Origin of the sequence: Pseudoduganella ginsengisoli, assembly GCF_009720865.1 — a bacterium.
Classification (GTDB): Bacteria; Pseudomonadota; Gammaproteobacteria; order Burkholderiales; family Burkholderiaceae_D; genus Rugamonas; species Rugamonas ginsengisoli.
The window spans coordinates 1-17027 of sequence record NZ_WNLA01000010.1; the positions used below are offsets into that span (position 1 = coordinate 1).

10 protein-coding genes are annotated in these 17027 nt (G+C 63.0%); 5 read left to right on the forward strand and 5 right to left on the reverse strand.

The window, feature by feature from the left end; all coding sequences use genetic code 11:
- A partial coding sequence (locus GM668_RS15370; protein WP_229499411.1) for a putative inorganic carbon transporter subunit DabA occupies positions 1 to 1873 on the reverse strand: 1873 nt, incomplete at its 3' end.
- A 102-nt stretch (positions 1874 to 1975) separates the two neighbouring features.
- Positions 1976 to 3544, reverse strand: a complete 1569-nt coding sequence (locus GM668_RS15375; RefSeq protein WP_155440008.1) for an NADH-quinone oxidoreductase subunit L — start codon at positions 3542 to 3544, stop codon at positions 1976 to 1978.
- Positions 3545 to 3647: 103 nt separating this feature from the next.
- Between GM668_RS15375 and GM668_RS15380 the strand changes: the two genes are divergently transcribed.
- From GM668_RS15380 to groL, 4 genes are all read left to right on the forward strand, one after another.
- On the forward strand, positions 3648 to 4562 hold the full coding sequence (locus tag GM668_RS15380; RefSeq protein ID WP_155439851.1) for a LysR family transcriptional regulator: 915 nt from the start codon (positions 3648 to 3650) through the stop codon (positions 4560 to 4562).
- Between the two features lie 88 nt (positions 4563 to 4650).
- The gene (locus GM668_RS15385; RefSeq protein WP_155439852.1) at positions 4651 to 5280 is read left to right on the forward strand and encodes a diguanylate cyclase; all 630 of its coding nucleotides are present in this window, start codon (positions 4651 to 4653) and stop codon (positions 5278 to 5280) included.
- 149 nt (positions 5281 to 5429) lie between these two features.
- Positions 5430 to 5747, forward strand: coding sequence for a co-chaperone GroES (locus GM668_RS15390; protein WP_155439853.1), 318 nt, complete (start codon positions 5430 to 5432; stop codon positions 5745 to 5747).
- Between the two features lie 33 nt (positions 5748 to 5780).
- Positions 5781 to 7385 (forward strand): chaperonin GroEL, encoded by a 1605-nt coding sequence (groL, locus tag GM668_RS15395; RefSeq protein WP_155439854.1) that lies wholly within the window; start codon positions 5781 to 5783, stop codon positions 7383 to 7385.
- A gap of 171 nt (positions 7386 to 7556) precedes the next feature.
- Here the strand turns inward: groL and icmF are convergent, their stop codons facing one another.
- The 3 genes from icmF to GM668_RS15410 form a co-directional block, all read right to left on the reverse strand.
- A complete protein-coding gene (icmF, locus tag GM668_RS15400) occupies positions 7557 to 10850 on the reverse strand; it encodes a fused isobutyryl-CoA mutase/GTPase IcmF (protein WP_155439855.1) in 3294 nt (1097 codons plus the stop codon).
- Between the two features lie 119 nt (positions 10851 to 10969).
- On the reverse strand, positions 10970 to 14533 hold the full coding sequence (locus tag GM668_RS15405) for an indolepyruvate ferredoxin oxidoreductase family protein (RefSeq protein WP_155439856.1): 3564 nt from the start codon (positions 14531 to 14533) through the stop codon (positions 10970 to 10972).
- Positions 14534 to 14747: 214 nt separating this feature from the next.
- Entirely contained in the window at positions 14748 to 15695 is a 948-nt protein-coding gene (locus tag GM668_RS15410; RefSeq protein WP_155439857.1) for a LysR substrate-binding domain-containing protein, read from the reverse strand.
- Between the two features lie 107 nt (positions 15696 to 15802).
- Here GM668_RS15410 and GM668_RS15415 point away from each other — a divergent pair, with 107 nt between their 5' ends.
- Positions 15803 to 17023 (forward strand): HD-GYP domain-containing protein, encoded by a 1221-nt coding sequence (locus GM668_RS15415; RefSeq protein ID WP_155439858.1) that lies wholly within the window; start codon positions 15803 to 15805, stop codon positions 17021 to 17023.
- Positions 17024 to 17027 lie beyond the last annotated feature (4 nt).

Genomic DNA, 17027 nt, shown 5'->3' on the forward strand with positions numbered 1-17027 from the left:
CCAGGCGGGGCGCGCGTTCGCGCCGCACCTGGCTGCCCGCTTGCGCCAGCGCATCCTGCAATTGCCGCCAGCGGCCCTGCGCGGCGTGCGGCCGCAGCAGCTCGGCCACGTCTTCGTCGAACACTTCCACTTCATCGGTGGTGGTATTGTGCAGCGCCGCCATGAATACGGTGGCGTCGGGAATGGCAATGCCGCGCGCATGCAGGCCGCTCCGCACGGCGGGATGGTTGAGCAGGCGCGCCAGCGTACGCGCATTGACGTCGCCGCTCTGGCCGCAGCAGGCGCCGCAGTCCAGCGCGGCCGCGTGTGCATTGTTGGCTGACTGGCTGCCATGCCCGACCAGCAGCACCAGCGGCGCCAGCCCGTGCGCCAGCCCCATCGCGTGCAAGATGCGGTACGCCAGGTCCACTTGCGCGCCGGTTTCCAGGCCGGTCAGCTGCGGCTGGCAAAGTGCACGATAGCGGCGCGGCATGCCTTCCAGGTCATCCCGCGCACGGCCGCGGCGGCGCGGCAAGATCCAGTTTCCCAGCTTGGCCAGATAACCGAGGCCGGCCGCCTCCACGTAGGAAAAGGCGGCGCCCGGCCAGCGGCTGGCGCCATGCCACTGCGCTTTCATGGCCAGGCGCGCTTGGCGTGCGCGGCCGGCCGCCTGCTGCAAGCCTGCATCGGCGGCGGGCGCCACGCAATCCGTGATGTCGATGGCAGGCGCCAGCAAGCCTGGCAATTGCGGCCTGCGGGCCGGCGTACCCAGCGGCGTATACGCTGCCGGCAAACCGAAAAAGCCCGCGCAGCCCACGGTTTGCACGGCCGGCCATGCGGCTTCCAGCGCGCGGCGCAACGGTTCGCTGCGCACGTCGATGCAAAACGCGGCTTGCACTTCAATGACGTGCGTAGCAACGTGCGTAGCGACGCGCGTAGCGGCAGGGGGCGCCAGCAGGCGCTGCGCCAGGGTGCGCTGGTAACCGGCTTCCAGCGCCACTTGCCACACTTCGTCCACCAGCAGCGCGTGCTCGGCAGCCTGCAGGATGGCGGGCGCCTGATCCCACGCGTGCCGCAGCGCGGCATAGGCTTGGCGGGCCGCCAGGTCGTCCTTGCACTCCAACAGCAGGGCGCCCCAGGCCAGGCGGATGGCCAGCAAGTCGCGCAAATGCGGGTCCGTGCGGCCTTCCAGCCGCGCCTGCCAGCCGAGGTAGGCGCACCATGACGCCCAGCCATTGACGGTCAGCAGCACGGCTTCCAGGTAATCAGCCCACACTGCCGGCGGCAAGCCCAGGCGCGCCATCACCCACTGTTCGGCATCGCGCGCCGTGGCCGGCAGCGCATCGATGGCGCGGCCGATGTCCGGCAAGCCCATCAGCATGCCGATGCCGTGGTCGTGCCGCAGCGTATCGCGCCAAAACGCATACAAGCCTTGCGTGCGCGCCGGTTGCCAGTCGGCCTGATGGTGGTCGAAATACGCGGCGCACGTCTGGCTCACCTGGTGCGTGATGGCCTGGCGCCACGACAGCCGCGTGTGGCGCTGGGGATCGTTGTCAAGCACGTCGATCAGCAGCGGCAATTGCTGCACGCCGGGTTGCACCGCCAGCGCATCGAGGCACTGGCGGGCCGTCAAGTCCCGGGTCTGCGCGCCGGGCACGTGGCGCAGCGCGAAGTCGACGTCGGCCAGCGTGATCCTGCCGGCGTCATAGGCTTGCTGCTGCTGTTCGCGCGGCGGCAACACGCCTATGCTGCCCAACACCGCCATCCGCGCCGCCACCCGGCGCAGCGGCATGCCGATGCGCGCCCAGTGCGGATTGACGGCAATCGCGCGGTCCAGCGGCCACGCGGGGGCAATCGCACTGCATGCTTCGGCGCACGCGCGCTCCACCAGCATATCGGCGCCGCCGCCGTGCGTGCGGTGAGCTTGGCCGGGATAACTGCCTGGCTGGGCCGCGGTATTCGATGTCTGCTTCATGGGCTTTCCTTGGTCTTCACGTTATTGGCGCGCGGGCGTCAGGGCAGGCAGCGACGGCGACGGGCGCCCGCCGGTGTCCGGGACAGGCGTCCAGCGGGCCGCTCCCACGGCCAGGGCCAGGCGGGTATAGGCTTCGTCCACATAAAAGCCCGCATAGCTCCAGCGCCGCCATGCCGGCAACGCGTGCGGCCGCCATTGCAGCACGGCCAGGCACAGGTACAAGCCTGCCATGCCGGCCAGCGCCGCCATGCCCAGCACGCCGTCGGGCGCATCGCCGCCGCCCAGCGGTAGCCTATGCCCCAGCCACGTGATGGCGGTCAGGCCGGCCACCATCAGCACGCCCGATGCCGCATGGCGTGCGCGTGCCGGCAGGCCGGCGGACTGTCCGGGCAGCCACAGCAGCGGCGCCCACGCCAGTCCCAGCACACAACCCCACCACCATGGCCACGCCGCGTGGCCGGGCCACGTGGCGGCCGGCAAGGTCACAGCCATGGCCAGCAACGGCGCCAGCGCCAGGCTCCATGGCGCGATGGGCGCCGCGCCATGCAATGCTTGCTGCCGGGTCTGGCGCACCGTGGCGGACGCCGACAGGAAGACGTGCGCCTTGTACAGCGAATGGCCGGCCAGGTGCAGCGCCGCCAGCGTGTACAGGCCGGCCGCGCATTCCACCAGCATGAAACCCATTTGCGCCACGGTCGACCAGGCCAGCCGGACCTTGATGCTGACGCGCGTCAGCATGACCATGCCGGCCAGCACGGCCGTGGCCAGGCCGAACGCCAGCAACAACGCGCGCGCCGGGACGGCGGCCTGCAGCAGCGGCGCAAAACGGATCAGCATGAAGCCGCCCAGGTTGACGACGCCGGCGTGCAGCAGCGCCGACACGGGCGTGGGCGCTTCCATCACCTGGATCAGCCAGCCGTGCGCGGGCAATTGCGCCGTGCGCAAGATGACGGCCAGCGCCAGCACGGCCGCGCACACATGCAGCGGCGTGCCCATGCCATGCTGGCTCACGTGCGCCCACAAGGCCGACAGTGAACCGCTGCCGGTTTCGCTCCACGCCAGCAGCGCCGCGCTCACCAGCAAGCCATCGGCCGCGCGGTCGGCCAGCAATTTTTTGCGCGCGGCCAGCAGGGCGAACGGACGGTCCGGGTAAAAGCACAGCAATGGCTGCAGGGCGGCGCCCACCAGGGACCATGCGGCAATCAGCACCAGCCAGTGATCGGCCAGCAGCAGCACGTGCACGGACGCCAGCACGCCCGCCAGCGCCGACACGTAACGGCGCTGGCCGCGTTCGCCTTGCAGGTAGCGCGCGGAGAACGCGGCGATGACGGCGCCCAGCATTTGCACCAGCAGCGTCATCGCCTGGCTTGGCGGCGACGCCAGCAGTCCAGGCGGCAGCGCCAGCCCGTGCGGCGCCACGGCGGCGGCAATAACAGCCGCCATCACGGCCGCGCCACACGCTGCCTGCAGCGCGCGCCACAGTTGCTGTTCGCTGATCCGGGCGATGCGGCCAGCCACCGCTACGCCCGCCATCAACAGGGCCGGGGCCAGCGCACAAGCCGTTAAAAAAAATGAAATCACGGTTGACATTGCGTCCATCACAGCACCTTTCCAAAGACTGCGGCATGATGCGGTCATTAGAATGTTCTGTAAAATACATTTATCCGAACTTTTTCATACTTTAAAAAGAACGATGGACCTCGACCAGTTGAACTTCAACCATTTGTTTTACTTTTGGCGCGTGGCGAAACTGGGCCACCTGACGCGCGCGGCGGAAGAGTTGCACACGTCGCAGTCGGCCGTGTCGACGCAAGTGCGGCAACTGGAAGAACGGATCGGCGCGGCCTTGTTCGTGCGCGAGCGGCGGCGGCTGGTGCTGACCGATACCGGGCAGCTGGTGTTTGCGTATGCGGAAAATATTTTCGGCCTGGGCCAGGAAATGCTGGGGCGGCTGCAGGGCCGTGCTGCCGGCATCACGCGCGTGCGCGTGGGCAGCGTGGCGACGCTGTCGCGGAATTACCTGGAAAACTGGATCCGGCCCTTGCTGGCCGATCCCGCCGTCGTGCTGACGTTGGAGTCCGGCCTGCTGGAAGGCTTGGTGGCGCGCCTGGCGCAGCACCAGCTCGACGTGGTGCTGGCCAATGAAACGGTGCCGTCCGACCCGGACCGGCCGCTGCATTGCCGCTTCCTGGGCAGCCAGCCGATTTCACTGGTGGGCCCGGCCAGCCGCTGGGCCGCGCAAAGCTTGCGCATACCGGACGACCTCGATGGCGCCGACATTGCGCTGCCGGGTCCGCGCAGCGCGTTGCGCTCGCAATTCGACGCGCTGTGCGTGTCGGCCAGCGTCAGCCCGCGGGTGCGCGCCGAAGTCGACGACATGGCGATGCTGCGCCTGATTGCACGCGACAGTGGCTGGCTGGCGGTCTTGCCGGAAGTGGTGGTGCAAGATGAATTGCGTTCCGGCGTGCTGGTGACGGTGGGCCGCTCCACCGCGCTGGCGGAGCGGTTTTATGCCATCACGACGCCGCACAGCCATTACGTGGAACTGCTGGACCGCTTGCTGCCAGCCAGCCGCGATCCGCTGCACGGCAAGGCTGCAACCGGCTGAACGCTGCATTACAATGCCTTGCGCACTGGTGTTCGTTGCCGTGCACCAGTGATCTCCCCTGTCAACATGATTGATCCGGAGACGACTCATGCACATTTTCGATACTGTTTCTGCGCAGGTATCCGCCATGGGCCTGCCTCTTCTTGCCGTCAGCGCAACGCGCGTGAATTTGCCGGATACGCCGCTGCTGCTGTTCCTTCACTGGCACGGTTTCCGCCGCGCCACGCCGCTGCAGCTCGACGGCGTCGAGTTGCCGGCGCGTCCCATACCCAGTTCCGCCTTCCAGTTCGACGGGCCGTGGCCCACCCGCGCCGCAGCCGAAGAAGCGTTGCTGGACGCCGCGTGGCGCCTGGGCGCATGGAGCCTGGAGCGCTTGCAGCAGCGCGCCTGCAATACGCCCGGGGCGTCCGCCAGCGAAGCGTATGCGTGCCGCCAGGCGTTTGGCGACAATGCCGCCGATTACCCCGATGAACCGGTGCTGGCGTCAGAATTGCCGGACCGCGAACAGTTGATGGGACTGGCCGCCCGCAAAGGGTATTCGCGCTGGCTGTTCCAGCCCGTCAAAGGTGGGCTGTGGGCCGGTATCGGACCGGGCGATGACAGCCTGGAAGCGGATGGCGGGCGCCAGTCCGATTGCCCCGTGCGCCCGGCGCCTGCCGGTGGCGATGCGCGGCTGGTGTACCAGCTGGGGCACATCCGCCACCTGATTCTTCCTTGATACATTTTGTTACAAACTGCCGCGCGGCGCGGCTCTTGAAAACCTTGTTGAAAAAACCTATTTCCGGAATCGCTGAAGTTCCGGCTCTGGATTTTTGTCTGGGCCGATTCACTTTGGAATGATCTGAAACCACATTGGAGATTGAAGCGATGAATATTCGTCCCCTTTATGACCGGGTTATTGTTAAGCGAATTGAGCAGCAACGCCAAACCGCATCCGGCATCGTCATCCCGGATTCCGCCACGGAAAAGCCTGAACAGGGCGAAGTCCTGGCGGTAGGCCACGGCAAAGCGCTGCCTGATGGCACGGTGCGTGTACTGGCCGTCAAGGTTGGCGACTCCGTCCTGTTTGGCAAATATGCCGGCCAGACCGTCAAAGTCGATGGCGAAGAATTGCTGGTGATGCGCGAGGAAGACATCCTTGGCGTGATCGAGCACACCCGTACCGCAGCCAAAGCCGCTGCCTGACCATCCACCTGATCGAGACATACGGAGAAAAACATGACTGCGAAAGACGTACAATTTCATGACGACGCACGCGCCCGCATCGTAAAAGGCGTCAACGTGCTGGCCAATGCCGTGAAAGTCACGCTGGGCCCGAAAGGCCGCAACGTGGTAATCGACCGCAGCTTCGGCGCACCGGCCATCACCAAGGATGGCGTGTCGGTGGCCAAGGAAATTGAACTGAAAGACCGCCTGGAAAACATGGGCGCGCAAGTGGTGAAGCAGGTCGCCTCCAAGACCGCCGACGTGGCGGGCGATGGCACCACGACGGCCACCGTGCTGGCGCAATCGATCGTGCAGGAAGGCATGAAGTATGTGGCCGCCGGCATGAACCCGATGGACCTCAAGCGCGGCATCGACCAGGCCGTGGCCGCCGCCATCGATGAATTGAAAAAGATTTCCCGCCCGATTGCCACCAACAAGGAAATCGCCCAGGTCGGCGCGATTTCCGCCAACTCTGATACCGCCATTGGCGACATCATTGCCCAGGCGATGGAGCGGGTCGGCAAGGAAGGCGTCATTACCGTGGAAGACGGCAAGTCGCTGGACAATGAGCTGGACGTAGTGGAAGGCATGCAGTTCGACCGCGGCTACCTGAGCCCCTACTTCATCAACGACCCTGACAAGCAGCTGGCGCGCCTCGATGATCCGCTGGTGCTGCTGTACGATAAGAAGATCAGTAACATCCGCGACTTGCTGCCGGTGCTGGAACAGTCGGCCAAGGCGGGCAAGCCGCTGTTTATCGTGGCGGAAGACGTGGAAGGCGAAGCGCTGGCCACGCTGGTGGTCAATTCCGTGCGCGGCATCCTGAAAGTCGCGGCGGTGAAGGCGCCAGGCTTTGGCGACCGCCGCAAAGCCATGCTGGAAGACATTGCGATCCTGACGGGCGCCACCGTGATTTCCGAAGAAACCGGCCTGACGCTGGAAAAAACCACGCTGGAACAGCTGGGCAGCGCAAAGCGCATCGAAGTGCAGAAAGAAGCCACCACCATCATCGATGGCGCCGGCGAACAGCAGCGCATCGACGCGCGCGTGGCGGCCATCCAGGCGCAAATCGAGCAAGCCACCAGCGACTATGACAAGGAAAAGCTGCAAGAGCGCGTGGCCAAGCTGGCCGGCGGCGTGGCCGTGATCAAGGTGGGCGCTGCGACCGAAGTGGAAATGAAGGAAAAACGCGACCGCGTCGACGATGCGCTGCACGCGACGCGCGCTGCCGTGGAAGAAGGCATCGTGCCAGGCGGCGGCGTGGCGCTGCTGCGCGCCCGCACGGCTGTCGCCAACGTCAAAGGCGCCAACGCGGACCAGCAGGCCGGTGTGCAGATCGTGCTGCGCGCGCTGGAAGAACCGCTGCGCGTCATCGTTTCCAATGCGGGCGAAGAAGCGTCCGTCGTGGTGGCGAAAGTTGTCGAAGGCAAGGGCAACTTTGGCTACAACGCGGCCACCGGCCAGTATGTCGACATGGTGGAAAACGGCGTGATCGACCCGACCAAGGTGACCCGCACGGCGCTGCAAAACGCGGCATCGATTGCGTCGCTGATCCTGACGACGGAAGCCACCGTGTCGGAAGCACCGGCGGAAGAGAAAGCGGCTGAACCCGCGTAAGCGCGTAAGCTGTAGGGCGGATTAGGCGTAGCCGTAATCCGCCAATGCCGGCAATACCGATACGCATGCATGGCGGATTACGCTTCGCTAATCCGCCCTACAGCAGCATGCGCCGGAGACTAACGGCTTGCAGGAGACCCGGCAAGCCGTTTTTGCATCGTACAGCGTGTATTACATATTGCGGCGATACTGCCCGCCCACCTCGAACAGCGCTGCCGTCACCTGCCCCAGCGAGCACACGCGCACCGCATCCATCAGTTTGGCGAACACGTTTTCATTGTCGATCGCGGCTTTCTGCAGCGCGGCCAGCGCGGCTGGCGCCTTGTCGGCATTGCGGGCATGGAAGTCCGCCAGGCGCTGCAACTGCGACTGCTTTTCATCGTCCGTGGAACGGGCCAGTTCGATCGGCGCCGGCACGTCGGACGCCTTCGGATTGCGGAAGGTGTTGACGCCGATGATAGGCAGGGTGCCGTCGTGCTTCTGGTGTTCGTACAGCAGCGATTCCTCCTGGATCTTGCCGCGCTGGTAGCCGGTTTCCATGGCGCCCAGCACGCCGCCGCGTTCCGCGATGCGCTCGAATTCCTGCAGCACGGCTTCTTCCACCAAGTCGGTCAGCTCGTCAATGATGAACGAACCCTGGTTCGGGTTTTCATTTTTCGCCAGGCCCCATTCGCGGTTGATAATCAATTGAATGGCTAACGCGCGCCGCACGGATTCGTCGGTCGGCGTCGTGATGGCTTCATCGTACGCATTGGTGTGCAGCGAGTTGCAGTTGTCGTAGATCGCAATCAGTGCCTGCAGCGTGGTGCGGATATCGTTGAAGTCGATTTCCTGCGCGTGCAGCGAGCGGCCCGACGTTTGCACGTGGTACTTGAGCTTTTGCGAACGGTCGTTGGCGCCGTATTTGTCGCGCATGGCCACGGCCCAGATGCGGCGCGCCACGCGGCCCAGCACCGTGTATTCCGGATCCATGCCGTTCGAGAAGAAGAACGACAGGTTCGGCGCGAAATCGTCGATGTGCATGCCGCGCGCCAGGTACGCTTCGACAAACGTGAAGCCGTTCGACAGCGTAAAGGCCAGCTGCGAAATCGGGTTCGCGCCTGCTTCGGCAATGTGGTAGCCGGAGATCGACACGGAATAGAAATTGCGCACCTGGTGGTGGACAAAATATTCCTGGATGTCGCCCATCACCTTCAGCGAGAATTCCGTCGAGAAGATGCACGTGTTCTGGCCCTGGTCTTCCTTCAGGATGTCGGCCTGCACGGTGCCGCGCACGTTTTGCAGTACCCAGTCCTTGATCTTGGCCGCTTCATCATCGGTCGGCTGGCGCTTGTTCTCTTCGACGAACTTGTCGATTTGCTGGTCGATGGCCGTGTTCATGAACATCGCGAGGATGGTCGGCGCCGGACCATTGATGGTCATCGACACGGACGTGCTCGGGCTGCACAGGTTAAAGCCGTCGTACAGCACTTTCATGTCGTCCAGGGTCGCGATCGACACGCCGGAGTTGCCGATCTTGCCGTAGATGTCAGGACGGATGGCCGGGTCCGCGCCGTACAAGGTCACGGAGTCGAACGCGGTCGACAGGCGTTTTGCATCCATGCCGGTCGATACCAGCTTGAAGCGGCGGTTGGTACGGAAGGCATCGCCTTCACCGGCAAACATGCGGGTCGGGTCTTCGCCTTCGCGCTTGAAGGCAAACACGCCGGCCGCGAACGGGAACGAACCCGGCACGTTTTCCGACATCAGGAAGCGCAGGATTTCACCGTGGTCCTGGTACTTCGGCAGCGAGACCTTGCGGATGCGCGTGCCGGACAGCGTCTGCTGCACGAGGCGCGTGCGGATTTCCTTGTCGCGGATTTTCACGACGTAATCGTCGCCTGCATACGCGGCCTGCATGTCGGGCCACATGGCCAGCAGCTTTTTCGCGCCGCCATCCATCGCGTTGTCGCGTTCCGCGATCAAGCCGTCCAGCGTATTCAAGTCCGCATCCTTGCCGGCGGCTGCCAGCATGCGCTTGGTTTCCTGCAGTTGCTGGCGCTCGCGCGCCAGTTGCACTTGCTTGTTCGTGTTCTTGTGGTAGCCGCGCACCGTGTCGGCAATTTCGGCCAGGTAGCGGGTACGGGCCGGCGGCACGATGACGTTCTTGCCGCTGGAGAAGCGCACGTTGCTCGCTTCCAGGATGCCTTCACGGGTCTTCATGCCATATTCGGCCAGCGCAGGCAGCAGCGCCTGATACAGCGCGGTGACGCCATCGTCATTGAAGCGGGACGCCTGGGTGCCGAACACCGGCATTTCTTCCGGACGCTTGGACCACAGTTCGCGGTTGCGCTGGTACTGTTTCGCCACGTCGCGCAGCGCATCTTGTGCGCCCTTGCGGTCGAACTTGTTGATGGCGATGAAGTCCGCAAAGTCCAGCATGTCGATTTTTTCCAGCTGCGATGCGGCGCCGAATTCCGGCGTCATCACGTACATCGACACATCGACGTGCGGCACGATGGCGGCATCGCCCTGGCCGATACCGGACGTTTCCACGATCACCAGGTCGAAGCCCGCGACTTTGCACGCGGCGATCACGTCCGGCAGCGCCTGCGAAATTTCCGAACCGGCTTCACGGGTCGCCAGCGAGCGCATGAACACGCGCGTCTGGCCTTGCCATGGACCGATGGCGTTCATGCGGATCCGGTCGCCCAGCAGCGCGCCGCCGGATTTGCGGCGCGACGGGTCGATGGAAATCACGGCGATGTTCAACGCGTCGCCCTGGTCCAGGCGGATACGGCGGATCAATTCATCGGTCAGCGACGATTTGCCGGCGCCGCCCGTGCCCGTGATACCCAGCGTCGGCGCAGGCAGGCTTTCCGCAGCCGTTTGCAGTTCCGTGCGCAATTCCGGCGTGACCTTGTCGTTTTCCAGCGCGGTAATCAATTGCGCCAGCGGGCGGTGGCGGTCCGCCATGTCGCCCGTTTGCAGCGGGGCCAGCGACGTCGGCGCATATTGCGACAAATCGCTGTCGCACTGCTGCACCATCCACTGGATCATGCCCACCAGGCCCATGCGCTGGCCATCTTCCGGGCTGAAAATACGGGTCACGCCGTACGCGTGCAAATCGGCGATTTCTTCCGGCACGATCACGCCGCCGCCGCCGCCAAACACCTTGATGTGCGAACCGCCGCGCTGGCGCAGCAAGTCCAGCATGTATTTGAAGTATTCGACGTGGCCGCCCTGGTAGCTGGAAATGGCGATGCCTTGCACGTCTTCCGTCAGCGCTGCCGTCACCACTTCGTCCACCGAGCGGTTGTGGCCCAGGTGGATCACTTCCACGCCGTTCGATTGCAGGATGCGGCGCATGATGTTGATGGAAGCGTCATGGCCGTCGAACAGCGAAGCGGCGGTGACGAAGCGTACCTTGTTGGCCGGCTTCGCTTCAACTGCGGCGGCGAGTTTTGGTGCGGAGAGGTCGTTCATGGAAATCCTTATCTTGGACTGTTCAGGACGTGATGCCTGAAATTATATGACGTTTACGTTAACGTCAAGTCAAGCAATTCTTGTGGAATGGACGGGCCTTGTAAGCCCGTCCTTTGCTATCAGGCCGCGTGTTGGTGGCCACTGTTGAAAATCGCCAACAAGCGCTCTTTTTCAGCGCGGAACTCAGCCACCGCCTTTTCCTTCACATGGCCAAAGCCGCGGATTTTCTCCGGCAACTGGGCCAGCGCCACGGCCGTGTCATAGTTGTTGGCATCGACTTTGCTCAACAGCAGGGACAGCAGTTCGCGGTATTCGCCGATCAGCGCACGCTCCATCTTGCGCTCTTCAGTGTAGCCAAAGATGTCGAGAGCGCCACCACGCAAGCCTTTCATTTTTGCCAACAGCTTGAAAGCGCTCCACATCCACGAACCGAATTCCGCCTTCACCAGGTGGCCCTTGGCATCTTTCTTCGCGAACAGCGGCGGCGCCAGATTGAATTTCAGCGAGAAGTTGCCTTCGAACTGCGATTGCAACTGCTCGACGAAACGGCCGTCCGTGTACAGGCGCGCCACTTCATATTCATCCTTGTACGCCATCAGTTTCGACAGCGATTTCGCGGCAGCCATAGCCAGCTTGTTGCCGAGGTTCAGCGACACATCCTTGGCGCGCACTTGCTGGACCAGTTCTTCGTACTGGGCGGCGTAAGCGGCATTTTGGTAGCCGGTCAGGAATTCCACGCGCTTCTTGATGACGGTATCCAGGCTTTGCGGCATTTGCACGATGACGGCTTGCGCAGGGATCGCGGTTTTTTCCACGCGCTTCAAATCCACGGCCGCGCGGCGGCCCCACAGGAAACTCTTCTTGTTGGCTTCCACGCCGACGCCATTCAATTCAATGGCGCGCAGCAGCGACGCTTCATTCAGCGGAATGCGGCCGCGCTGCCATGCGTAACCCAGCATGAACAGGTTGGCGGCAATCGAGTCGCCCATCAGCGCGGTGGCCAGCTTGGTGGCGTCGATGAAGTCGGCGGCGGCCGTGTTGCTGTTGTCTTGCGGCGCACCGACGGATTCGCGGATCAGTGCTTTGACTTCCTGCACCGGGTATTCCCAGTCGCGCTGCTGTGCGAACGTGCCTGGCGGCTGTTCGTGCAGGTTGACGACGGCCAGCGTGCGGCCCGGACGCATTTTCGATACCGCGTCGGCAGCGCCGGCCGTCAGCATGTCGCAACCGAGGATCAAGTCGGCTTCGCCGGTGGCGATACGCTGTGCGCGCAAATGCGCCGGCGAACGGGCGATCTTCACGTGCGACGTGACGGAACCATTCTTTTGCGACATGCCCGTCATGTCCAGCACGGACGCGCCTTTGCCTTCCAGGTGCGCAGCCATGCCCATCAGCGCGCCCACGGTGATGACACCGGTGCCGCCGATACCATTGATCAGGATGTTGTACGGGTGTTCGCAGTCCGGCAGCACAGGCTGCGGCAGCGGCGCCCAGCCGTCATCCGTCTTGGAAACGCCCGTCTTGGATTTTTTCAGGGTGCCGCCTTCCACCGACACGAACGATGGGCAGAAGCCTTTGACGCATGAATAATCCTTGTTGCACGACGACTGGTCGATCGTGCGCTTGCGGCCGAATTCCGTTTCTTTCGGCAGAATCGATACGCAGTTCGACTGGATGCCGCAATCGCCGCAGCCTTCGCACACGGCTTCATTGATGACCATGCGCTTGTTCGGGTCAGGGAATTCGCCTTTTTTGCGGCGGCGGCGTTTCTCGGCAGCGCAAGTCTGGTCATAAATGATGACGGTGGCGCCGGGCAGTTCGCGCAATTCGCGCTGTACGGCATCCATTTCCTTGCGGTCGTGCAGCGACACGATGGCCGGCAGGCTGGAACGGTCTGTATAGCGCGACAAATCTTCCGTCACCAGCGCAATGCGCTTGACGCCTTCGGCCGCCATTTGCTGCGCAATCATCGGCACGGACACGGTGCCGTCGACCGGCTGGCCGCCCGTCATCGCGACCGCATCGTTGTACAGGATCTTATACGTGATGTTGACCTTGGCTGCCACGGCAGCGCGGATTGCCAGGTAGCCCGAGTGGAAGTACGTGCCGTCGCCCAGGTTCTGGAATACGTGCGGCACTTTCGAGAACGCCGCCTGGCCGATCCACGGCGCGCCTTCGCCGCCCATGTGCGTGGTCAGCTTGTTGTATTCAGGGTAGATCGACGTGGCCATCACGTGGCAGCCGATACCGGCCAGTGCAAACGAACCGTCCGGCACTTTGGTCGACGTATTGTGCGGGCAGCCGGAGCAATAGAACGCAGGACGGAATGGCGTGTTGATGGCCTTTTTCAGCACGGCGTCTTTTGCGTCGAGGAAGGTCAGGCGCGCCTTGATCTCATCCTGGATGTGCGTGTCCGTGATGTACTGTTTGATGCGGGATGCAATCACGCGCGCCACTTGCGACACGGAGAAGTCAGCCTTTGGCGGCAACAGCCATTCGCCGCGCGGCGCCACCCATTCGCCCTTGTCGTCGAACTTGCCGACCACGCGGGGGCGCACGTCTTCGCGCCAGTTGTACAGCTGTTCTTTCAACTGGTATTCGACGAACTGGCGCTTTTCTTCGACCACGAGGATTTCGTCCAGCCCTTGCGCGAATTCACGCACGGAATCCGGTTCCAGCGGCCATGGCATGGCGACCTTGAACAGGCGCAGGCCGACTTTCGCGGCCATCTCTTCATCGATGCCCAGTTCTTCCAGCGCTTCCAGCACGTCCAGGTACGACTTGCCGGACGCGATGATGCCCAGTTTCGCCTCCTTGGAATCAATGGTGGTGTGATTCAGCTTGTTTTCACGGGCATAGGCCAGCGCTGCATAGATCTTGTAATCCTGCATCAGCGCTTCCTGGTTGCGCGCCTGCTGGCCCAGCGGGATCGCGGACAGGCGGGCATTGAGGCCGCCTTCCGGCATGTGGAAGTCTTTCGGGATTTTCACTTCGACGCGGAACGGGTTCGCATCGACCGAGGCCGACGATTCCACCGTGTCCGCCAGCGCCTTGAACGCCACGGCGCAGCCGGAGAAACGCGACATGGCCCAGCCGTGCACGCCCAGGTCCAGGTATTCCTGCACATTGCATGGGTACAGCACGGGGATCATGCAAGCGGAGAAGATGTGGTCCGACTGGTGCGGCAGGGTCGACGAATACGCGCCGTGGTCATCACCGGCCACCAGCAGCACGCCGCCATGTTTCGACGTGCCGGCATGGTTCATGTGCTTGAAGACGTCGCCGCAGCGGTCCACGCCCGGGCCTTTGCCGTACCACATGGCGAACACACCGTCATACTTGGCCGGGCCGATCAAGTCCACTTGCTGCGAACCCCATACCGCCGTTGCCGCCAGGTCTTCGTTGACGCCAGGGACAAATTGCACGTTGTGCGCTTCCAGGTGCTTCTTGGCTTTCCACAGCGTCTCATCGAGGCCGCCCAGCGGCGAGCCGCGGTAGCCGGAAATAAAACCGCCGGTGTTCAAGCCGTTCGCGTGGTCGCGCACTTGCTGCATCATCGGCAGGCGCACCAGCGCCTGGATGCCGGACAGGAAAATGTTTCCGGAAGTGGCCGTGTATTTGTCGTCGAGGGTGACGGAAGTAAGGCGGTCGGCAATTGCCGCAGGTGCCGTGGTATCGGCCATGGTGATGTCTCCAAAAGGGTATTCGGGATCGCCGCCAATCGTCGCGGTGCGCCGGGTAAGCGCGGGCGGGACAGGCGTTTTGCCGCGGGTGTGCGGCGGTAATACGTCATGCTTACGGATAGTTTAGGTCTAAAAAATCCGTTTAGCGTGCCAGTTTAAATGGCAAGTTAACGTATACGGAAATACCGTTTCTGGATGGGGGTATAAGTAAAAGTTATGGCCCGGCGCCAGAATCCAGCAGCCGCGCGCCCAGCCAGTAGCCGCTGCGGCACAGGTCGGCTGCAACCTGGCAAATCAAGCGGCTGACGGCAGCGGCGGCATTGGTCAGCGGGATATTTTTCGAGCCGCACAGCACCACGGTACGGGAAATGGACGGGCTGTGGATGGGCAGGGCGCGCATGGCGCCGTGTTCGACTTCGGCCAGTACCGGGGCGACCGGCAAGATGGTCGCGCCCATCCCCGCCAGGATCGCGGATTTCAAAATCGCAATGGAATTGATTTCAATCACGTTCGACGTCGCCAGCCCGGCGCCGCGCGCCACCGCCTCAATGCGGGGACGCACGCCGTGCTGCATGCCGGGCAAGATCAGCTGGGTGGACAGCGCATCGGATAGCGTAATGCCGTTGCCGTCATCGGGCGGGGCCATGTCGGCACGGCAGAGATAGCGCAACTCTTCTTCCGCCAGCGGCGTACAGACGAACGGCGACAATTGCCCGTCATCGAACAGCACGGCCAGATTGACCCGGCCCGATTTCAACTGTTCCGCCAGGTTGCCGGTCAATTCTTCCGTCAATTGCAATGTGATTTCCGGGAATTGTTCGCGGGTCGCCGTCAGCAGCGGCAGCGCCAGCGCACCGGAAATACTGTGCGGCAAACCAACAGTCACGCTGCCGGATGGCCGCGTGGCCGATTGCGTCACGGCGGAACGGGCATCCGCTACTTGTTTGAGGATGGCCAGCGCATGCTCATAAAATACTTTGCCCGCATCCGTGCTGAGCACGCCCTGAGCCGAACGGTGCAGCAGTTGCGCCCCCAGTTCTTCTTCCAGTTGGCGCAATTGCTGCGTCAGTGCGGGTTGCGCCACGTGCAGCATGGCTGCCGCGCGCGACAGCGATCCATGGTCAACAATGGCAACAAAATAGCGGAGCTGGCGTAATTCCATGTAAAGTGTGTTGTGTGCAAGACATAGGAATGAATCCTACGGGAAACAATTTGTTATACTGATTCTAACTTGTTTTACAGCCCACACCGCCCGCAGCAGAGTTCCCTATGCTCAAGAAAGTCGATTCGTCCCAGCTGAAAGTGGGCATGTTCATCCACGATCTCAGTTGTGACTGGATGTCACATCCATTCATGCGCAACCGCTTCCTGCTCAGCAGTGAAGATGAAATCCGCAAGATAGTCCAGGCCGGCATCCATGATGTCGTTATCGACAGTTCCAAGGGATTGGATGTGCAGGATGCGCCCACGTTGCAGGAAGCGCAGGAAGCCACCGAGCAGGAATTGCTGGAACTGGCCACCAAGCCTGTGACCGTGATGCGCGTATCGCTGGGCGAGGAATTGTCGCGTGCGGCGCAAGTGCGGCACCAGGCGTCGTCGCTGGTGCGCACCGTAATGGCGGACGCCCGACTGGGCAAAGCCATTGAAATCGGCCAGGTGCAGCCCGTGGTGCAAAACATCACGGAATCGATTTTGCGCAATCCCGGCGCGCTGGTGGGGTTGCTGCGCATCAAGAACAAGGATGACTACACGTTCCTGCACTCCGTCAGCGTCTGTGCCTTGCTGGTCGCGTTCTGCAATTCGCGGGGCATGGCGCCGGAAGTCACGCGCCAGGCGGGCCTGGGCGGCTTGCTGCACGATACGGGCAAGGCGCTGGTGCCGGACGAAGTGTTGAACAAGCCGGCCGCGCTGACGGATGCGGAATTTGCCGTGATCCGCAAGCACCCGGAAGATGGCTACAACATCCTCAAGCAATCGCCGGAAGTCAACGATATTGCGCTCGATATCACCTTGCACCACCATGAGCGGTGCGACGGCAGCGGCTACCCGCACAAGCTCAACGGCAGCCAGATCAGCGAATTGGCGCAAATGGCGGCCATTGTCGACGTGTATGACGCGATCACGGCAGACCGCTGCTACCACAAGGGCATGTCGGCGGCGGCAGCGCTGCGCAAGATTTACGAGTGGAGCAAATTCCACTTCAACCCGGTCTATGCGCAGGAATTCATGCGCTGCGTGGGTATTTATCCCGTCGGCACGCTGGTGCTGCTGGAATCCGGACGGCTGGGCGTGGTGGTGGAACCGCACGAAACCAATTTGCTGGCTCCGAAGGTCAATGTGTTCTTCCACACCAAGAAAAACGTCTACATCAAGCCGGAAACCCTGGATTTGTCGAAAGGGCTGGGCTTTGGCGGCGGCGACAAGATCGTCGGCCACGAATCGGCTGCCAAGTGGAATGTGGACCCGATGCGGTTCCTGACGCTGGCCTGAGCCG